15 protein-coding genes are annotated in these 19,405 nt (G+C 43.5%); 13 read left to right on the top strand and 2 right to left on the bottom strand.

Annotation, left to right across the window (positions count from 1 at the left end):
* Positions 1 to 81 precede the first annotated feature (81 nt).
* Entirely contained in the window at positions 82 to 912 is an 831-nt protein-coding gene (locus FLAVO9R_RS12485; RefSeq protein ID WP_159531771.1) for a class I SAM-dependent methyltransferase, read from the bottom strand.
* Between the two features lie 85 nt (positions 913 to 997).
* Here FLAVO9R_RS12485 and gloB point away from each other — a divergent pair, with 85 nt between their 5' ends.
* The 4 genes from gloB to FLAVO9R_RS12505 all read left to right on the top strand — a co-directional run bounded on the left by gloB (position 998) and on the right by FLAVO9R_RS12505 (position 6,853).
* On the top strand, positions 998 to 1,789 hold the full coding sequence (gene gloB, locus FLAVO9R_RS12490) for a hydroxyacylglutathione hydrolase (RefSeq protein WP_159531773.1): 792 nt from the start codon (positions 998 to 1,000) through the stop codon (positions 1,787 to 1,789).
* Between the two features lie 63 nt (positions 1,790 to 1,852).
* Positions 1,853 to 3,532, top strand: coding sequence for a lytic transglycosylase (locus FLAVO9R_RS12495; protein ID WP_159531775.1), 1,680 nt, complete (start codon positions 1,853 to 1,855; stop codon positions 3,530 to 3,532).
* 18 nt (positions 3,533 to 3,550) lie between these two features.
* On the top strand, positions 3,551 to 4,606 hold the full coding sequence (locus FLAVO9R_RS12500) for an ion transporter (RefSeq protein ID WP_159531777.1): 1,056 nt from the start codon (positions 3,551 to 3,553) through the stop codon (positions 4,604 to 4,606).
* A 114-nt stretch (positions 4,607 to 4,720) separates the two neighbouring features.
* Positions 4,721 to 6,853, top strand: a complete 2,133-nt coding sequence (locus FLAVO9R_RS12505; protein ID WP_159531779.1) for a TonB-dependent siderophore receptor — start codon at positions 4,721 to 4,723, stop codon at positions 6,851 to 6,853.
* Between the two features lie 67 nt (positions 6,854 to 6,920).
* On the opposite strand, the gene cysS is transcribed toward FLAVO9R_RS12505, so the two are convergent.
* Positions 6,921 to 8,303: a cysteine--tRNA ligase gene (gene cysS, locus FLAVO9R_RS12510; RefSeq protein ID WP_159531781.1), complete on the bottom strand. Its 1,383-nt coding sequence runs from the start codon at positions 8,301 to 8,303 to the stop codon at positions 6,921 to 6,923.
* A gap of 161 nt (positions 8,304 to 8,464) precedes the next feature.
* Between cysS and FLAVO9R_RS12515 the strand changes: the two genes are divergently transcribed.
* The 9 genes from FLAVO9R_RS12515 (at position 8,465) to FLAVO9R_RS12555 (ending at position 19,173) form a co-directional block, all read left to right on the top strand.
* Positions 8,465 to 8,956, top strand: a complete 492-nt coding sequence (locus tag FLAVO9R_RS12515) for a peptidylprolyl isomerase (RefSeq protein WP_159531783.1) — start codon at positions 8,465 to 8,467, stop codon at positions 8,954 to 8,956.
* Positions 8,957 to 9,077: 121 nt separating this feature from the next.
* The gene (gene lpxH / locus FLAVO9R_RS12520; RefSeq protein ID WP_159531785.1) at positions 9,078 to 9,803 is read left to right on the top strand and encodes a UDP-2,3-diacylglucosamine diphosphatase; all 726 of its coding nucleotides are present in this window, start codon (positions 9,078 to 9,080) and stop codon (positions 9,801 to 9,803) included.
* 323 nt (positions 9,804 to 10,126) lie between these two features.
* A complete protein-coding gene (locus FLAVO9R_RS12525; protein WP_159531787.1) occupies positions 10,127 to 11,710 on the top strand; it encodes an alkaline phosphatase in 1,584 nt (527 codons plus the stop codon).
* Positions 11,711 to 11,723: 13 nt separating this feature from the next.
* Positions 11,724 to 13,637, top strand: coding sequence for an alkaline phosphatase (locus FLAVO9R_RS12530; protein ID WP_159531789.1), 1,914 nt, complete (start codon positions 11,724 to 11,726; stop codon positions 13,635 to 13,637).
* Positions 13,638 to 13,703: 66 nt separating this feature from the next.
* Positions 13,704 to 14,504: a hypothetical protein gene (locus FLAVO9R_RS12535; RefSeq protein ID WP_159531791.1), complete on the top strand. Its 801-nt coding sequence runs from the start codon at positions 13,704 to 13,706 to the stop codon at positions 14,502 to 14,504.
* Between the two features lie 110 nt (positions 14,505 to 14,614).
* Positions 14,615 to 15,235, top strand: coding sequence for an OB-fold-containig protein (locus FLAVO9R_RS12540; RefSeq protein ID WP_159531793.1), 621 nt, complete (start codon positions 14,615 to 14,617; stop codon positions 15,233 to 15,235).
* 17 nt (positions 15,236 to 15,252) lie between these two features.
* The gene (locus FLAVO9R_RS12545) at positions 15,253 to 17,001 is read left to right on the top strand and encodes a flotillin family protein (protein ID WP_159531795.1); all 1,749 of its coding nucleotides are present in this window, start codon (positions 15,253 to 15,255) and stop codon (positions 16,999 to 17,001) included.
* A gap of 243 nt (positions 17,002 to 17,244) precedes the next feature.
* Positions 17,245 to 18,180 carry a transposase gene (locus FLAVO9R_RS12550; protein ID WP_159531797.1) on the top strand — a complete coding sequence of 312 codons (936 nt, stop codon included), beginning with the start codon at positions 17,245 to 17,247 and terminating at the stop codon, positions 18,178 to 18,180.
* Positions 18,181 to 18,723: 543 nt separating this feature from the next.
* On the top strand, positions 18,724 to 19,173 hold the full coding sequence (locus FLAVO9R_RS12555) for a hypothetical protein (RefSeq protein WP_159531799.1): 450 nt from the start codon (positions 18,724 to 18,726) through the stop codon (positions 19,171 to 19,173).
* Positions 19,174 to 19,405: the final 232 nt, after the last annotated feature.

A 19,405-nucleotide genomic window follows, 5' to 3' on the forward strand; every position in this document is an offset into this window, starting at 1 on the left:
ACGTGGGTGTCCGAGTTTGAGCCCCAGAAATATCGTGGGTGTCCATGGTTAGTTTCGGCTTAGACTAAAACTGTGGGTGTCTCAGCTTTTGGCTTTATTATAGGAAGAGGTTCTGGCGCTCGCGGCACCAACAGGAGAGAACTGACGTTTTAGTTGAAGTTTCGGGCGAATAGCCGTCATAGGCATTACCCGCTTTCTGGCCAATATTACGTAAACGGCACTGCACCACGGGAAGTAAGTGGAAAGGTATTGCTGAATGTTATTCGCGTAACCCCATCGCTGTTCAAAAAACAATGTAGAAAACATAATTTGGCGCTGTTCTACAATTTCAAAGCCCAACAGCTGCAACCAATCTTTAATGCGATATGAGGTAAAAAAACGAGCGTCATGCAGTTTATTGTCGCGCTTGACCGGTAAGTACTTGGCGATGCCGGCTAAACTCAGCGGGTTGAACCCGCTAATAATAACGTAACCACTTTGAGTAATAACTCTGTCTACTTCCCGTAAAATTTCGTGAGGGTCTTGCGCAAAGTCCAATTCATTGGCTAGTAAAAAGCCATCTATGCTGTTTTCAGAAAATGGCAGCTGATGTGACTGTCCTACTATTTTGGGGCTTGCTGAACTATCAACGCTTTCTATCCGCCCATCACTATTACTCGCACTTTCACTTATCTCATCACGCTCTAAATGCATCGCACTAAATGGCACTTGGCTAACAATGTTACGTATTGGGCTTTTCACCAAAGGAATTTGAGCACTTAAACTGCCGAGTTTCACGAAGTGATACCCAAAAATGCGTTGGGTGTAGTCGTCGCACACTTGCGTGATGGCTTGCTTAATTTGCTCTCCTGCTGGAAAGTCGGTCCAGTCTTCAGGATAACGGGGTGCTTGGGAGCGAAATGCTGATCTCATAGATGCTAAGCGTGCCTTAAGGTTGCTCTGTGTACAACAAGTTCTTATAGTATCGCATAATTATACCTACACAAGCAGGTGCACCATGACGACTGACGTTCTTCCTCACGGCATTTCAATTTTTCCAATAGAAGCATTTAGCGACAATTACATCTGGTGTATTCACAATAACGACCAAGCGATCGTTGTCGACCCAGGCGATGCGGAGCCCGTACTCTCGTTTTTAAACAGTGAAAACCTACATTTAGCGGCCGTGTTAATTACGCATCATCATCATGACCACACGGGTGGCATTGCCAAATTAATGTCGGCAAACCCAGGCCTTCCCGTTATCGGCCCAAGAGGGGGACATATTCGTGGCATCACTAAATCCGTTTCGCAAGGCGATACCTTACAGCTTCCTGTATTAGATTTAGAATTCCAAGTAATGGAAGTGCCCGGTCATACACTCGATCATATTGCGTTTTTTGGCCACAACGTTTTGTTTTGTGGTGATACATTATTTTCAGCAGGTTGTGGCCGGTTATTCGAAGGTTCGCCTGAACAAATGTTGCACTCGTTGAACAAGCTGAAGCGCTTGCCCGACAACACGCTGGTTTACTGTACCCACGAATATACTCAATCGAACGTACGCTTCGCATTAGAAGTAGAACCAGAAAATCAAAACCTACAAAACTATTCATCGTGGGTAGATAAAAAGCGAGAAATGGGTATGCCAACCCTGCCCTCATATTTGGCAGAGCAAAAACAAATTAACCCTTTCTTACGTTCTCATGAACTTTCTGTACAAACTGCTGCCGAAGCTTATTGCGAAAAAAACATGGGCGACGATGTAGCGGTATTTGCTGCAGTTCGGCGCTGGAAAGATGAGTTTTAATGCAAAACTAACGCACTGAAGGTAGAATGTGCGGTTTGCAGGTATTCGAGAGGTCCCTTCTACATGCAGTTGAAGTTGTTTGTTTTGTCACCCGTTTTATTAGCGTTAGGGCTAAGTGGGTGCCAAATCACCGAAGAACAAATACAAGAAGACGTGGCGAATGTACAAAATGTTGAAGGCGCTACTGAACCTTGCAACACATTATACGACACGCCAGAAGCAATTGAAGACTGTGAAATAGCGCGCGAAGGCGTTATTGATGTAGTGCACCCTAAAGATAATCTGCTGTCGGAAGCAGAAGAGCTTATTGACGATCCTTCAGTAGAAACCGAAGCCATTATTACCAACGTGTGGCAGCGAGTAAGCGATGGGCTTGATTTATACATTCCCGATGATCGCCGCGTTGATGTGCAAAAAAACTGGTATTTAAAGCATCCAGAGTACATGAAACGTGTGGTTACTCGTGCCAAGCCGTTTCTTTACTACATTGTTGATGAAATAGAAAAGCGTGATATGCCAATGGAATTGGTGTTATTGCCCATTGTTGAAAGTGCTTTCGACCCTTTTGCCTACTCTCATGGCCGAGCCGCTGGTATGTGGCAATTTATTCCCGGCACGGGCAAGCGTTTCGGAATGGAGCAAACCTGGTGGTACGATGGGCGTCGTGACGTTATAGCGTCCACAAAAGGTGCTTTAGATTACCTAACCTATTTATCGAACATGTTCGATGGCGATTGGCTACATGCTCTAGCGGCGTATAACAGTGGCGAAGGCAGAGTTTCAAAAGCCATTCGCGCAAATAAAAAAGCCGGTAAGCCTACCGATTTTTGGTCGTTAAACTTACCTCGTGAAACGCGTGCGTATGTACCGAAATTATTAGCATTGGCAGACATTTTAAAACATCGTGATGAATATGCTTTTGCATGGCCTGAAGTTGAAAACGTCGCCGTTATCGAAGTGGTTGATATTGGTTCACAGGTAGATTTGGCCTTTGCTGCCGACCTTGCGGGCATGACGCTTAAAGAGTTACATGCATTGAACCCTGGCTTTAACCGCTGGGCTACTGCTCCAGAGGGCCCGCATAGATTAGTGTTACCGTTAACCGAAGCCGCTGATTTTAGTGATGCGCTTGCTAAAATTGATCGTACCGACCGATTGAATTGGGTACGTCATACGGTGAAGCCTGGCGATAGCTTAGGGAAACTTGCGAATAAATATCACACCACTGTAAAAGTGATTAAGCAAGTTAATGAGCTTAACTCTAACGTTATTCGTATTGGCCAACCCATTATGGTACCTGTGGCCTTGAAAGCGCTAGATAATTACGACCTATCACAAGGCCAGCGTTTAGCCAGTGTGCAAAACAAAAAGCACGGTGCATATAAAGTTACCCATACTATTCGCTCAGGTGATACGTTATGGGATATTGCACGTAAATATGGCGTTACTACTAAAAAACTAGCGAGTTGGAACAATATGGCGCCTGGCGACATGCTCCATCTTGGGAAAAAATTAGTGGTTTGGCAGAATAACAATAGCAACTCAAAAAACGCTGATGCTATAACCAAACGCGTAACCTATACGGTTAGAAACGGTGATTCCCTGTCGCGCATTGCGAATAAATTCAATGTCAGCATCAGCAATATTGGTAAATGGAATAACATTAATACATCGCGTTACTTACAGCCGGGCCAGAAGCTAAAGCTGTTTGTAGACGTCACTAGATTAAATAGCACAGGCTAAATAGCAAAGGATAGAGCAATGCTAAGGATTAACCGGGACAATTTACGTAACAGTCATGAAACGCCCTGGTTAATCTTAGATTTAGTCATGCTGGGTATTTTATTTTTAAACCTAGCATGGCTAATTTTCGATGCCTTGTACGCTACCGATTTTATCTATTCTCAAATAGATGCCTTCTTCCCCGCTTTAATTAACGCTTACGACCCCATTCATCACAACTTCTTGTTGGTTGATTTAGTCTTCATTGGCATTTTTCTCACTGAGTTTTGTTTTAGGTGGATTGTTGCCATCGTGCGCAAAGAGCACCTGCGTTGGTATTTTTTCCCTTTTCTGCATTGGTACGATTTAGTTGGACTAATTCCTCTTGGGGCTACGCGGCTGTTCCGCTTCCTACGCATATTTTCAATTTTGCATCGGCTGCACAAATATCAAATTATTGATTTAAACCGCACCGCAATTTTTCGGTTCTTCGCCTTCTATTACGATGTATTTGTTGAAGAGCTTAGCGACAGAATTGTGGTGAAAGTATTAAGCGATGCGCAAAAAGACATTGCCGCAGGCTCACCATTGGTAGATGAGATTACCGAGCAAGTCCTTGCACCACGCCGCCCTGTTATTACCCAATGGATGGCGGGTGTTATTAATCACTTAGGGCAATCGATAAGTAACGACGAACATGGTGAAGTGATACGTGAACATGTTCGCAAAAGTGTAGGCAAAGCGGTACGTGGAAACTCCCAGGTGTCTACGCTTAATTACTTACCCATAATTGGTAAAACAATTGAAAACACACTGGAGGAATCGGTAACCGATATTGTCACCATGTCGCTGGTAAATTTGTTGTCTGATTTAGATGCTGATCGCATCGACCATTTCATCTCAGTGGGTATGCATGATTACACCCCTACAGCCGATGCATTAGATAAAGAAGTATTACAGGTGGTGAATGAATGCTTAGAATTGATGAAAGGACACATTGCACAACAGCGCTGGAAATCAGAGCTCGCTAAAAAAGAATCTACGATGCCAGTAACAGCGCCTTCAGAGGATACAACAATAAAAAGGAACTTGTAGATACACCTTTGCAAAATTAAAACCTAATGATAACCATTATCATTTCAATACTCATATGGTAGACTTCTGACCAATACCATTGGTTGTTAGTCTTACATTTTGAGGAAATAAAGAATGCCGAACGGTCGTAAAGGTTGGTTTTACCCTTCCTTAACCGCATTAGCGATAGCGGTAGCTACATCACCAGTTGCACAAGAACAAGACGATGAAAGCCTTGAGCACATTGAAGTTAACCCTATGCAGTCGTACAGAAGTACGGCGACTAAGTCTTCTTTGCGCCCTATCGATTCGCCTGTCAGTATTAGTGTTATCGATCAAGAACTTTTGCAATTGCGCCAAGCACAATCTGTGTCAGAAGCCTTGCGCTATAGCTCCGGTGTAACGACTGAAAGTCGCCCAACCATCACTATTTTTGACCAATTTACCATTCGTGGATTCGATACCTACCAAACTTTTTACGATGGCCTACCCCTTTTAAGTAACAACAGTTGGAATTTGTACCCGCAAGTAGACTCGTTCGCCACTGAATCATTAGAAATTCTAAAAGGCCCTGCATCGTCACTTTATGGACTAGTTCCTCCAGGTGGAATGGTGAATCAGGTGGCCAAATATCCAAAAGACGAAGACGAAACTTTGGTTCGTGCAGCGGTAGGTTCAGATAACTTATTTGAGCTTGGTGTAGATACTACCGGCCAACTTACCGACAACGCGCGCTTTCGTATTGTGGCACTTGGTAGAAAACAAGATGGATTTCAGGACACTACTGAGAATGAGCGCTACACCATTGCGCCTTCTGTAACCGTAGATATTAGCAAGGCAACGGAGCTTACCCTTTCTGCGTACTATCAAGACGACCCTGAAATGGTGCCCTCTACCCCACTTCCAGGCGTTGGTACCCTTTACGAAGCACCTTATGGCAAGCTTGACGCTAGTGTTTACGCCGGTGATAAAAACTGGAACAGTTATTCTCGCGAAGTGCTTATGCTTGGCTATAAACTGAACCATGAATTTAGTGAAAACTGGTCAGTATTACAAAAATTTCGCTACACCGATGCGGATGCCCTGCAGCAAAACTCGTATCATTCTGGTGAACCAACGGATGGAATTTTCCTTACCCGTTCAGCGTACCTTACCGATGAAGAAATTGATGGTGTGACCGTTGATACGCAGGTCGCAGGTTTTGTGAAAACTGGCGATGTATCACACAACCTGTTATTCGGTGTGGATTATCAAAATTCCGACTCAACCGTAGCGTATCGCGATACATTAACCACAGATACGCCAGTGCTTGATTTAAGCAATATTGATAACGACCTTTTCGATGTAAGTTCGCTGCCACTGGATTTCTATCAAGAAGATCACGTTATCGACATTGAGCAAATTGGCTTTTATCTTCAAGACGAAATTCGTATCGATAATTTCACGTTCTTACTTAATGGTCGATATGATCAATTTGAAAGTACCGATGTAGCTGAAAATGAGTACGCTGGCTTCCCTTACGGCAGCACCACAGAAATTGACCAGAATGAGTTTTCAGGCCGTGTAGCAGCTATGTACACGTTTGACTCAGGGTGGCGCATGTATGCGAACTACTCTGAATCTTTCGAACCTGTTTCAGGCACCGACTCAGTTACTGGCGAAGCTTTCAAACCTACTACAGCTGACCAAGTTGAAGTGGGTACTAAATATATTAGCGGTGATGGCGCAACCACGTTTACGGGGGCGTACTTCGTACTGACGAAACAAAATGTAGTGGTCAATACGTCAGACTTTGCGCAATATACACAAAATGGTGAAGTTGAATCTAAAGGGATTGAGCTAGAACTTAATACCCGCGTGACCAACGCACTATCGGTTCAAGCAAATGCGACTTTCCTTGATATGGAAGTGACCGAAGATACATTAGACCCAGACGTAGTAGGTAAAACACCGGTATGGGTTGCTGAAGAAAGTGCCTCTGTTTGGGCAAACTACTTTTTCGACGATGCTCTAGACGGATTAATGTTAGGTGCAGGTGTACGTTACGTGGGTGAAACCCAAGTAGATAAGTACAACACCGACACTGTGCCTTCTTACACCTTGGTTGATGCGGTATTGTCTTACGACATGCCAGAGTACGATTTAAAACTAACAGGCAGTGTAAGTAACTTGACCGACAAAGAGTATGTTGGTGCATGTTACGACACGAATAACTGTTGGTATGGTGCACAACGTAGATTTGAAATTGGTATTGAAAAGCGTTTTTAAGCGAATGTTTTTTGATAATAAGGGCTTAGCTGATGATGTCAGCTAAGCCCTTTTTTGTTTTTAGCACCTAGCCTCTGCGCCAAGTCGTGCCAGCAGGCCCATCTTCTAACACTATATTCTTAGCGTTAAGTGCATCTCTCGCAGCATCTGCTGCAGCCCAATCTTTAGCTGCACGAGCATCGTTCCGCTGTTTTATCAACGCTTCTATTTCAGCGGCTTCATCATCGTTTTCGCTACCGCCTTTCAGGTAAGCATCTGGGTCGCTTTGCAGCATTCCCAAAATAGCACCTAAACCTTTAAGCACCGCCGCTAATTTACTCGCTTCTTCGGTATTATCTTTATTTCGGTTTATTTCACGCGCCACATCAAACAATACTGAAAATGCTTCAGGTACGTTTAAATCGTCATTCATGGCGGTTTCAAAGCGCGCTAAATAACCACCGTAGCTAAGGTCGGTAGATTCATCTACTGATACACCACGAAGCGCAGTGTATAAACGCTCTAATGCCGCTTTTGCTTGGGTAATGTTATCTTGCGAGTAACTTAACTGGCTACGGTAATGTGCCGACATTAAGAAGAAGCGCAAGGTTTCAGCATCGTGCTCTTGTAGTACGTCACGAAGGGTAAAAAAGTTACCTAACGACTTAGACATTTTCTCATCGTCTACTTGCACCATGCCTGCGTGCATCCACACGTTTACGTACGGTGTATCAAATGCGCAGCAAGACTGCGCCACTTCATTTTCATGGTGCGGGAACGTAAGGTCAGAACCTCCACCGTGAATATCAAAATGTGCACCCAAATGCTTTTTGTTCATAGCAGAACATTCAATGTGCCAACCGGGGCGGCCTTCACCCCACGGCGATTGCCATGCAGGCTCACCGGCTTTAGCGGGTTTCCACAACACAAAATCTAGCGGGTCATCTTTGTCCGATGTTACTTCAACACGGGATCCAGATTGAAGTTGATCTAAGTCCTGCTTGCTCAACTTGCCATATTCAGGGAATTTGCTTACATCAAATAATACATCGCCATTTGAGGCCTGATATGCAAAGCCTTTATCCATCAATATCTTAATAATATCGATGATCTCAACCATATGTCCGCTAACGGTTGGCTCTACGTCTGGCTCAAGTAAATTGATAGCCGCAAAGTCTTCATGCATCATGCCAATGGTGCGCTTAGTTAACGCTTGAAAGGTTTCACCGTTTTCATTAGCACGGGCAATAATTTTGTCGTCAATATCTGTGATATTACGAACGTACTTCACATCAAAACCCAAATGACGCAGGTATCGAACAAGTATGTCGAAACTAAGGTAAGTGCGAGCATGCCCCATATGGCTTAGGTCGTACACGGTAATACCACACACATACAAGCCCACCTTCCCTTCTTGAAGCGGCACGAATTTCGCCTTGTCACGGGTACGGGTATTGTAAAGGTGTAGCATAAAGTGAATTCCTAAGTATCAAAATGGCCGCAAAGTTTAGCACTGTATGTGGCCAAATGGTAAGATTTTGCGATGCTTTTTAGCATCGCTACTTCCCCGCATGGCTGGTTATGCGGTAATATTACTGGGTATTTACTTATTTAAAGGCAGGACACGAAGAAATGGTTACTCTCAAAACAAACTTTGGTGACATCACCCTAGAATTATTTGAAGACAAAGCCCCTAAAACTGTAGAGAACTTTCTAGCTTATGTTAAAGAAGGTTTTTACGATGACACTATTTTTCACCGTGTGATTGACGGTTTCATGATTCAAGGTGGTGGTTTCACTGCAGATATGGATCAGAAAGACACCAAAGATACTATTGAAAATGAAGCAAACAACGGCGTTGCTAACGAAATTGGTACTATTGCGATGGCACGTACTAATGATCCGCATTCAGCAACTGCGCAGTTCTTCATTAACGTGGGTAATAACAGCTTCCTTAACCACACTAGCGAATCAGTGAATGGCTGGGGCTACTGCGCATTCGGTAAAGTTACCGACGGCATGGACGTAGTTGAGAAAATCAAAAACGTTAAAACCGGTTCAAGCGGTTATCATCAAGATGTACCTGTTGAGCCAGTTGTTATTGAAAAAGCGGTTGTAGCTTAGTGCTGTTAAGTGAGCATTTAAAACCTTAAATGCTCACTATCGCTACATCTTATTAAGCAAAGGCCGTACTCATTCAAAGCGGCCTCTTTTTTCGAAACGCCTTTCAAAGTTGTCCATTTCTATGTCATTTACCTACTTCATCGCTGATTTACACCTAAGTGCAGACCGCCCTGACATCACCGCGTGCCTAATGCAATTTTTAGAAAGCGATGCAAAGGAAGCCGATGCCTTATATGTGTTGGGCGATTTATTTGAAGTATGGATTGGCGATGATGACGTTACCCCATTTAATACCGCTATTGCAGAGGCATTCAAGACTTTAAGCCAACATGTGCCTATTTACTTTATGCATGGCAATCGCGATTTTGCGATACGCGAAGGCTGGACATACAAGGCGGGAATGACACTTATCAACGAACCCACCGTTATTGACCTATACGGGACACCCACACTTATCACCCACGGCGACGAGCTTTGCACTAACGATGTGGCCTATCAAAAATTCAGAAAGAAATCTCGCGGTTGGTGGTGGCCTAGGCTAATGCTAGCCTTGCCTTTATGGTACAGACGCCGCGTTGCAAGAAATGGTCGAGCGGAAAGTAAAGAGAACCAAAAGCATCTTAAACCAGATATTATGGATGTGACACCCACAGAAGTGATTAAGGTTATGGAGCAGCACAATGTTCAACGCTTAATTCATGGACACACACACCGCCCTAACATTCATTCTCTTACCGCCAATGGCAAACCTGCAACCAGAATCGTGTTAGGTGACTGGTATGATCAAGGCAGCACATTGTGTGTATCACACTCCAATGTTATGTTACAACATCACACTTTTAAGTAGCGATATCTGATATTTAGCTTCCTGTCATACTAAAAATTTCATAAATTTAATTTTATTATTTGTCTTCAAAATACGCTTTTCCAACACTCTAATTTGTAAAGATAATTTACAAATAGTCTTGCCCTCCTTCTCTTAAATTTTGTACTTAGTAGTTGCTTTGTTAAAGCCCGTTCAAAAATCTGTCAAATAAACGTCACTTTCCCGATATATCGTTGAAAATAGCGCATTTAAATGATAACGAGAATCAATTTCATTTGGCGACTTGCGTACTAATTAACAATAAAACTGACCATCACAATTTAAATTCAATGTAGGGAACGACGATGAATCGTACTTGGAAAACGAAGCTTAGTGCTCTTGCACTGGTTGCTTCATCTGGTTTGCAAGCAGCTGTTTTACCCGAACACCAAACAGATAACGAATGGTATTCAGATGCGCAAAGCAAACTTACTGAAAAACTAGTGACAAACAACCAGTTCAAAGCCAAAAACGTGATTTTGTTTGTAGGCGACGGAATGGGGGTTTCTACACTTACTTCTGCGCGCATCCACAAAGGGCAGCTAGAAGGCGGGTTGGGCGAAGAAGGTTACTTGGCATTTGAAACCTTCCCTCACACAGCGTTGGTTAAAACCTACAATGTTGATGCACAAACTCCAGATTCAGCAGGTACGATGACAGCGATGATGTCGGGCCTAAAAACGGATGTGGGTGTTATTGGCGTTGACGAAGATATTGAACGCGGTGAATGCGCTACCGTTGCTGGCAATGAAGTTATTACTGCACTTGAACTTGCTGAAATTAAAGGTTTAGCAACCGGTATTATCTCTACTGCACGTATTACACACGCTACGCCTGCGGCCACTTACGCTAAATCGGCTGATCGTAACTGGGAAGATATTTCAGATATGCCAGAAGAGGCTGCTGCGGCCGGCTGTATTGATATTGCAGACCAACTAGTCAATTTTGAAACCTTCCTAGAAGACAGATATACAGGTGTTGATGTTGACGGTATTGAAGTGGTTATGGGCGGTGGCCGTCGTCACTTCTTACCTAATGATGCGGCTTTTAATAGTGCTGATGCAGTTAGCGAAGTAGAAGGCGATCGTACAGACAACCGTGACCTTACCGCAGAGTGGCAAGAGATATATGAAAATGGTGTCTATGTTGTTGACCAAGCAGGCTTCGACACTTTAGACACTGAATCGACTGAACGGGTTTTTGCTTTGTTCAACGAGTCGCACATGCAATACGAAGCAGACCGCGCTAATGACGTAGCGGGCGAGCCATCTATTGCTGAAATGACCGAAGCTGCGGTAAACATCTTAGATAACAACGACACTGGTTTCTTCTTAATGGTTGAGTCAGGCCGAATTGACCATGCCCACCACGCTGGTAATGCAGCCGGTGCACTTACAGACACTTTGGCGTTTGAAGCCGCTGTTATGGCCGCTTATGATAATACCGACCCTTCTGAAACACTTATCTTAGTTACTGCTGATCACGGCCATGTATTTACTATTGCAGGCTACCCAAAACGCGGTAATCCCATTTTAGGTAAAGTGGTTAATGTTGGAGCAGAAGAACCCGCAACAGCGTCCGATGGCACGCCATATACCACGTTAGGTTACACCAATGGCTTAGGTTTTCGTGACCTAGGAACAGAAACCGATTCTGATGAAGGTTACAACTACGACAATGCGGCAGGTCGTATGGACTTGACCGATGTAGATACCACTACCGCCGGTTATCACCAAGAAGCACTTATTCCACTTGGATCTGAAACACACTCTGGTGAAGATATAGCATTACACGCAACTGGACCAGGAAGTCAATTAGCACAAGGTGTGATAGAACAAAATGTTGTTTTCCACCTAATCAACCAAGCCCTTGGCCTGATAAACGAATAAGTGGAGAAGAACAATGAAACTTTTTAAATTGAGTATTGTTGCATTAGCAGTTGCCGGACTAACCGCCTGCTCTCTTGAAGGCGATGACGGAAACGATGGCGCAGCAGGTGTTGATGGTTCAAATGGCCTTAATAGCTTAACCGTGCAAACTGCGTTAGCAGTAGGCGATGCAAACTGCCCGAATAGCGGTGTACAGTTTGATTCTGGCCTAGATACCAATGCAGATGGCACGTTAGGTGACGACGAAATCACCGATACAAGTTACGTTTGTGCACCCGGCAGTTCTGAAGTTGCAACCGGTGAGCTGCTTACCACTTTGAACAACGACTGGTTTATAGCCGCCAGTGCAAAAGTGGAAAACAACAAGCAAGTGTGGATGGATGCGACAGGCACCTCAGCAAGTATCTCGAGCGCTAACATCGAAGTTACTCAAGTAGCCAACGATCAAGAGTTACAGGCTATGGTAGCCGACCTTCGCGGTAAAGCGAAGAACGTTATTCTGTTCGTTGGTGACGGCATGGGCATTTCAACCATTACAGCCGCACGAATTCTAGATGGCCAGTTAAAAGGGCTTGATGGCGAAGAAAACCAGCTTAGCTTTGGTAAATTCCCATTCTCTGGATTGTCTAAAACGTATAACGTTGATGCGCAAACTCCAGACTCTGCTGGCACCATGACAGCCATGGTTAGTGGTGTAAAAACCGATGTGGGTGTTATTGGCGTTGATGAAGATATTGAGCGCGGCGAATGCAGTACGGTTGCTGGCAACGAACTCGTGACCGCATTAGAACTTGCAGAAATAGCGGGTAAATCTACCGGTATTATCTCTACTGCTCGCATTACTCATGCTACACCAGCAGCTACCTACGCCAAGTCGGCCGATCGCAACTGGGAAGATGTATCTGATATGCCTGAAGATGCGGTTACTGCTGGCTGCCCTGATATAGCCGATCAGCTAGTAAACTTCGAAGCTAACTTAGAAGCTAACTATGAAGGCTTAGACGTGGATGGCTTGGAAGTAGTAATGGGCGGCGGCCGCCGCCACTTTCTTCCCAACGATGCTGCGTTTAATAGTGTAGATGCTGCAAGCGAAGTTGAAGGTGATAGAACGGATGGTCGAGACCTTACAGCGGAATGGCAGAATATGTATGAAAATGGTGTTTATATCGTCGACCAATCTGGTTTTGACGGCTTAGACACCGAAACGACCGAACGCGTATTTGGTTTGTTTAATGAATCGCACATGCAGTATGAAGCTGATCGCAGCAACGATATTGCTGGTGAGCCTTCGGTGGCAGAAATGACTGAAGCGGCTATCAATATTCTTGATAATAACGATGAAGGCTTCTTCCTTATGGTTGAATCGGGTCGTATTGACCATGCTCACCATGCTGGAAATGCTTATGGCGCTTTATACGATACCTTAGCCTTTGCTGACGCTGTTGCCATGGCTGACGAACTGACTAACGATGAAGATACACTCATTATTGTTACTGCTGACCATGGCCATGTATTTACCATTGCCGGCTACCCTAAACGTGGTAATCCCATATTAGGTAAAGTGGTAAATGTTGGCGCTGACGAAGCCGCTACAGCGTCTGATGGTACACCCTATACCACGTTGGGTTACACCAATGGTCTTGGCTTCAGAAACCTTGGAGACGAAACCAATTCAGATGCGGGTTACGCTACAGCGTACGATACTGGTCGCAAAGACCTTACTGATATCGACACTACTACCCCGGGTTATCACCAAGAAGCGTTAGTTCCTATGGGCTCAGAAACTCACTCAGGAGAAGACGTGAGTATTCATGCTAAGGGCCCTGGCGCTTTCTTAGTAAATGGCACAAACGAACAAAGCGTAATCTTCCATATTATGGACTTCGCGGGTGACTTCGTTACCCAAGCAGACGCCGTAGTGGAATAAAAAATTACGTTTATCGTCAGTTCGTAAGGGAGCGTTTGCGCTCCCTTATTTCGGAGTTTTATATACATGAAGTACCTAGTTTTACCCTCGTTAGCTTTAGCCACGTATGTTATTTCAGCCCTGCTAACTATCGCGCCTAGCCACGCGACGTCTGTTAGCACAGATTTGGACACCCACTCCAGTAACTTGGACATCCACACAAAATGCGAACTTGAAGCAGGCAACCTGAAAGCTGACTATACCGTCACTACCCGCCGCGGATTCACTCCCGGCAATAGCACGGAAATTTCGCTTTTGCGCTATAACAATACGGTTGCTCATCAGTACCCCCAGGTTGGCATTACTGAAACTTGGACAATGGTGCGAAACAAGCTAATCAAGCCTGTTCGTTATTTTGATAAGCACGAACGCGCTATCGAATATCAGCCAGGCGAAAGTATTCACGGCCGAGTAGAAAAAGACTTTTCATTTCGTTATCAATTAATTAGCAATACTTTGCTAAACAAAATGACTTTAGAGCGTTCTGAAGGCAAAGGTTGTATGAGAATTGAGTATTTAACTTATCAAAATAGCAAAGTGGATATGACGCTCGCTTGGCTACCTGAGTTAAAACTAATCCAACAGTTTCGTGTTAATGAAAAGAATACTACCCGAGAGTGGTCATTAGTTTCAGTTGACGACAATGTAAACTTAGAAGCATTTTTTGAAAGCCGTGATAAATACAAAGCTACCGATTATGCTGACATTGGCGATGATCATACCGACCCCTTTTTAACTAACATGGTAAATCAGGGTTTTATAGAAGCAGGCGCTAGCGGATTTTATGACCAAAATGGGAATGCGATAGGTGAAGGTCACCGTCATTAAACTTTAGGTTTATCATATAAAACTGTCCCTAGTTTGGTCGTTTTTGACTGGATATATAAACAGAATGTGATATAAAAAGGTTAATAAAGACATCATCAGGGACGGTGTAAATGTTAGATATTTTGCTGAGCGATGCGAATTTTTGGTTTAGTATCGCGTTAGCCACGGTAGCCATTCTATTCATTATAGAAATTGTGGGGCTTGTTTTTGGCATAAGCATGATTGGTTTGCTTGACGACATGCCTAGCTCAAATATTGATGTAGAAAGTAGCTCTATTCTTAGTTTTGGGAGCTGGCTCAATTTAGATAGAGTCCCGCTGCTAATATGGCTGGTGGTGCTTTTAAGCATTTTCGGTTTACTTGGGTTTGTGACTAATTACGCCACCAAATCTATTGCTAATACCACCCTACCCGTTTGGGTAACGCTCCCTTTTTCCGCGATTGTCGGTACCTTACTCACATCGAAAGTAAGTGTGATAATTGCGGCTGTAATTCCAAAATTTCAAACTTCTGCTATTCAAAACGACGACTTCATAGGTGCGGTAGCACATATAACTATTGGGATTGCATCGAAGGGGAATCCGGCAGAAGCTAAATTCACCGATGATTATGCACAGCCCCACTATGTTTTAGTCGAACCTTTTGAAGACAATGAACTCTTCAAGCAAGGTGAGCGCGTAATCCTTGTTAAGAAAACCACCCACAGCTGGTTAGCCACCCGTTATCAATAATAAATAAGAGACTGAGTATGGAAACCCTTCAAACGTCAAACTTACCTTCATTGCTATTTATTGCAGGTATTATTGTAGTAGCCCTTATCACTATTGGGCTTATTTTTGCCAAACTGTACACTCGAGCGACCAAAGAAACCGCCTTTGTTCGAACCGGACTTGGTGGTGAAAAAGTTATTAAAGACGGGGGGGCAATTGTACTTCCTGTTGTACATGAAATTATTCCAGTCAATATGAACACACTGCGGATAGAGGTGGAAAAAACGCAGAAAGATGCGCTTATAACGAAAGACAGAATGCGCGTTGATGTTAAAGCTGACTTCTATCTTCGTGTAGCGCCTAATTCAGCCGGAATTTCTATGGCAGCGCAAACATTAGGTACACGCACAACCCGAGCTGAAGAAGTTAAAAAGCTAATGGAGTCTAAGTTTGTTGACGTGCTTCGCGCCGTGGCAGCCGAGATGACCATGACGGAAATGCACGAACAACGTGCCGATTTCGTACAAAAAGTGCAACAAAGTGTGGCTAACGATTTAGAAAAGAACGGTTTGGAGTTGGAATCAGTCAGTTTAACTGGTTTCGATCAAACCGACCTTGAATTTTTCAATGAAAACAACGCATTCGATGCTGAAGGTCGTGCTCGTCTTGCTAAAATTATTGAAGAAAAGCGCAAAGAAACCAACGATATTCAACAAGAGAACCGTATTCTTATTGAACAACGTAACTTGGCTGCAGAGAAACAGTCTTTAGAAGTAAAGCGCGATGAAGAAGAAGCCCGTTTGATGCAGGAGCAAACCCTTGCGTTTAAACGCCAAGAACAAAAAGCGGAAATCTCGAAGCAGCGAGAAATGAAAGAGCGTGAAGAGCGCGAAGCAGAGATTGCTAAAAATCGCGCAATTGAAGCTGCCGAAATTGAAAAGTCTCGCGAGATAGAAACTCAAGAAATCGCTAAAAGTCAGGCTCTTGAACAAGCGCGTATTCGTCAACAGCAAGAAGTAGAAGTTGCTGAGCAAGTAAAACAAATTGCGGTTGCAAATAAGTCTGAAGAAGAATCGGCGGCGCGCGCGAAAGCCGCAGAAGCAGAGAAAACCAAGGTAGAAAAAGAAGAAGCTGTTATCACCGCTAAATTGGTAGCCGATGCTGAACGTAAGAAGCAAATTGAAGTCATTGATGCGCAAAAAGAAGCGGAACGTGATGCGGTGAATATTACTGTTGAAGCAGCTGCAAAGAAAGAGGCTGCTGAAAATACTGCTGAAGCCATTTTAACGGAAGCAAAAGCCAGCGCTGATGCGAAAATGCTACAAGCTGAAGCAGACGAGAAAGTGCTTGCCGTAGAAGCCGCAGGTAAACAGGCACTTTATGAAGCAGAAAATACACTTAAAGATGAACAGATCGAACTTCAAAAGTCGCTAGCTATGATGGAAGTTTTACCTGAGCTTATCGCGCAAGCAGTTAAGCCTCTTGAGAACATCGAAGGTATTAAAATTCTTCAAGGCTACGGTCAAGGGAGCGGTCAATCTGGTAGTGGCCAAACCGTTGCGACAGGTAGCGGTTTAGCAGACCAGGTCACACAAGCGGCTTTAAGTTACCGAGCAAATGCGCCTGTAGTTGACGCAATGCTTCGGGAAGTCGGCTTGGTAAACAGTGAAAGTGGTACCCTCGATGACTTACTTACTGGCAAAAGTGAAATACTAACAGGTACAGCTGCTAACGCACCTGTCATAAAAGCCCCCAAACCTCCTGAACCCGATGCATTGGCGGAATAGTATTGCGTAGCCGATAAACTCATAAAGAAGCCCCCTTTCAGGGGCTTCTTTATTTCATATCGATAGGTTATTTTCACTTTCTCTAAGCAAAACTTGGACACCCACCGAACTTCATTTTCGATGCCTCGCTTAAACTAGCAACTTAAGCTTGGACAGCCACACAAACCCGCCCCAAGTTCAGTATATTAATATTCATGTAAACGGCACTATTGTGACACTTATAAAGATTACTGAGTTTACGCTATGCCTCGCCCTCGAAAATCGCTCATCTGCTTACAAGATACCCCTTACTACCATTGTATTTCGCGGTGCGTGCGCAGAGCGTTCCTGTGTGGTGAAGACCATTACAGCGGAAAGAGCTACGAGCATCGCCGTCAGTGGGTTGAAGCTAGGCTAATTAAACTAGCCAGTATATTCGCTATTAACGTTTGTGCCTATGCAGTGATGAGCAACCACACACACGTCGTTTTGCATGTCGACAGAGATGAAGCCTTATCGTGGACTACTCACGAAGTATTGAAACGTTGGCATACGCTCCACAAAGGCACAAACTTAACCCGTCAGTATATGCAAGCTGAACAGCGTAGCTTACTTTCAGACGCCCAAATAGAATCCGTAATAGCAACAGCAAATATATATCGTCAAAGGTTGCACGATATCAGTTGGTTTATGCGGCTTTTAAATGAGTTTATTGCGCGTCTAGCAAACAAAGAAGACGAATGTACCGGACGTTTTTGGGAGGGTAGGTTTAAATCTCAATCATTACTTGATGAAGCTGCCTTGGCCGCCTGCATGGCATATGTCGATTTGAATCCGTTGCGCGTAGGTTTATCAGAAACCCCAGAACAATCTGATTTCACAAGTATCAAAAAAAGAGTTGCTGCAGCTAGGATTGGAAAGCAACCTCGGCATTTACAACCTTTTGCAGGTAACGGGAATACAATTAAAGGGCTCCCTTTTCTACTCGATGATTACCTAGAGCTCGTCGATAAATTGGGAAGAAAAATCCGTTCGGATCAAAATGGCTATATTTCCAATATTCTCTCACCTATTCTTGTTCGCACTGGACTACAAAATATTGACTGGGAAGGCATGTGCCAAGGGATTGAAAAACAGTTTTCATCGTCAATTAGTCTTTCAATAGCTATACGGAGACAGAAGATACTGGAAACCGCTTAACTAACTGTATAAACCTAAACGGCACCCTCAGCGCAACTCTTCTAATAGTAACTAAGCGTTCGTTCCATTTTATAAAAAATGCTAGATTTCAAGCAATAGTTACAAGCGATATACGTATTGTTCCAACCTCACTGACAAGTCACTTCCAGCAACGAGAAGGGAAATGATTTACTCCTAAAAGCAGATATTCTATACATTCCCTAAAGGTGGTTGTCTTAATTTGCTCCTGTTTTATAGCCCGAGAAATGTGATTATATTGCATTAGCAGTTTGAACTTGAGTGAGTGTCTCAAGGTTGAAGGTTTAAGCGAATTACTAAAACTTCAGATAGATAAGTACCCTATATCGTTGCAGAAGTATGGGTGTCTAAATATTGGAGCTTTTAGATATTGGAGCTCTATCGAGATACTCGATTTTTAGATTGAAGTAAAAATAAAATCTGTATGAAATTTAACCAACCCATAAAAACTGTTACACTCCGCAAGTCTCTTGGAATTTGAAGTAGGGGGCATTAACTCACTTCAATATTATCAGGAGATAATGAATGAAAATTATACTTTTAATCCTTACGTTAATTGGCGTTTGTACAAACCTACAAGCCAAAGATCGCCTTGATATCTATGAAGATTTTGATATTGGTACCGAGCTTGTCTCAATGACCATGGTTAAAGTCGCCCCCAATATGGAAGACATGTATTTAGCCGGGTTACAGCAATCATGGGCTAAAGCAGTCCAAATTCAAAAAGATATGGGTTACATCAAGGACTGGAAAATATACGCAAGTGAACTCCCATTAACTGGTGACTTCAATATGCTATTAGTCGTTACCTATGAGAAGCTCTCTGATTTGGAGCCCAGTAAGAAAAAATATGAAGCTTTTATGAAAAAATGGGGGGAAGACAATCAAACTATGTCTGAAGAACTCAGCGCCGGGTACCCCAAAATCCGTACCTTGACCGGGGAATATATGTTACGTGAAATAATTTTAAAATAATCTATGTGATTTATATGTGTGATTCATAGACATCATTTCATTTTTCGGAGTTGAAGATCACGCTGATAATTCGATAGCTGAATGCGTTCTTTTTCAGTTTCGTAGTTAGCGTGAACGTCTTCCCAAAGCGGTGTTTGTTCAATCCACACCGACGACAAACTAGGCCCGCATTATTGGTCTCTTCGTATAGCTCAATCCACTTTAAACGCTGTTTAATTTCTTTGTTCATAGA

The sequence above is a fragment of the Alteromonas sp. 38 genome (genome assembly GCF_902506055.1).
Lineage (GTDB): Bacteria > Pseudomonadota > Gammaproteobacteria > Enterobacterales > Alteromonadaceae > Alteromonas > Alteromonas lipotrueae.

Bases quoted from the DNA above. Each gene is read 5' to 3' on its own strand.
- FLAVO9R_RS12485 (WP_159531771.1), bottom strand. From the start codon at position 912: ATGAGATCAGCATTTCGCTCCCAAGCACCCCGTTATCCTGAAGACTGG.
- gloB (WP_159531773.1), top strand. From the start codon at position 998: ATGACGACTGACGTTCTTCCTCACGGCATTTCAATTTTTCCAATAGAA.
- FLAVO9R_RS12495 (WP_159531775.1), top strand. From the start codon at position 1,853: ATGCAGTTGAAGTTGTTTGTTTTGTCACCCGTTTTATTAGCGTTAGGG.
- FLAVO9R_RS12500 (WP_159531777.1), top strand. From the start codon at position 3,551: ATGCTAAGGATTAACCGGGACAATTTACGTAACAGTCATGAAACGCCC.
- FLAVO9R_RS12505 (WP_159531779.1), top strand. From the start codon at position 4,721: ATGCCGAACGGTCGTAAAGGTTGGTTTTACCCTTCCTTAACCGCATTA.
- cysS (WP_159531781.1), bottom strand. From the start codon at position 8,303: ATGCTACACCTTTACAATACCCGTACCCGTGACAAGGCGAAATTCGTG.
- FLAVO9R_RS12515 (WP_159531783.1), top strand. From the start codon at position 8,465: ATGGTTACTCTCAAAACAAACTTTGGTGACATCACCCTAGAATTATTT.
- lpxH (WP_159531785.1), top strand. From the start codon at position 9,078: ATGTCATTTACCTACTTCATCGCTGATTTACACCTAAGTGCAGACCGC.
- FLAVO9R_RS12525 (WP_159531787.1), top strand. From the start codon at position 10,127: ATGAATCGTACTTGGAAAACGAAGCTTAGTGCTCTTGCACTGGTTGCT.
- FLAVO9R_RS12530 (WP_159531789.1), top strand. From the start codon at position 11,724: ATGAAACTTTTTAAATTGAGTATTGTTGCATTAGCAGTTGCCGGACTA.
- FLAVO9R_RS12535 (WP_159531791.1), top strand. From the start codon at position 13,704: ATGAAGTACCTAGTTTTACCCTCGTTAGCTTTAGCCACGTATGTTATT.
- FLAVO9R_RS12540 (WP_159531793.1), top strand. From the start codon at position 14,615: ATGTTAGATATTTTGCTGAGCGATGCGAATTTTTGGTTTAGTATCGCG.
- FLAVO9R_RS12545 (WP_159531795.1), top strand. From the start codon at position 15,253: ATGGAAACCCTTCAAACGTCAAACTTACCTTCATTGCTATTTATTGCA.
- FLAVO9R_RS12550 (WP_159531797.1), top strand. From the start codon at position 17,245: ATGCCTCGCCCTCGAAAATCGCTCATCTGCTTACAAGATACCCCTTAC.
- FLAVO9R_RS12555 (WP_159531799.1), top strand. From the start codon at position 18,724: ATGAAAATTATACTTTTAATCCTTACGTTAATTGGCGTTTGTACAAAC.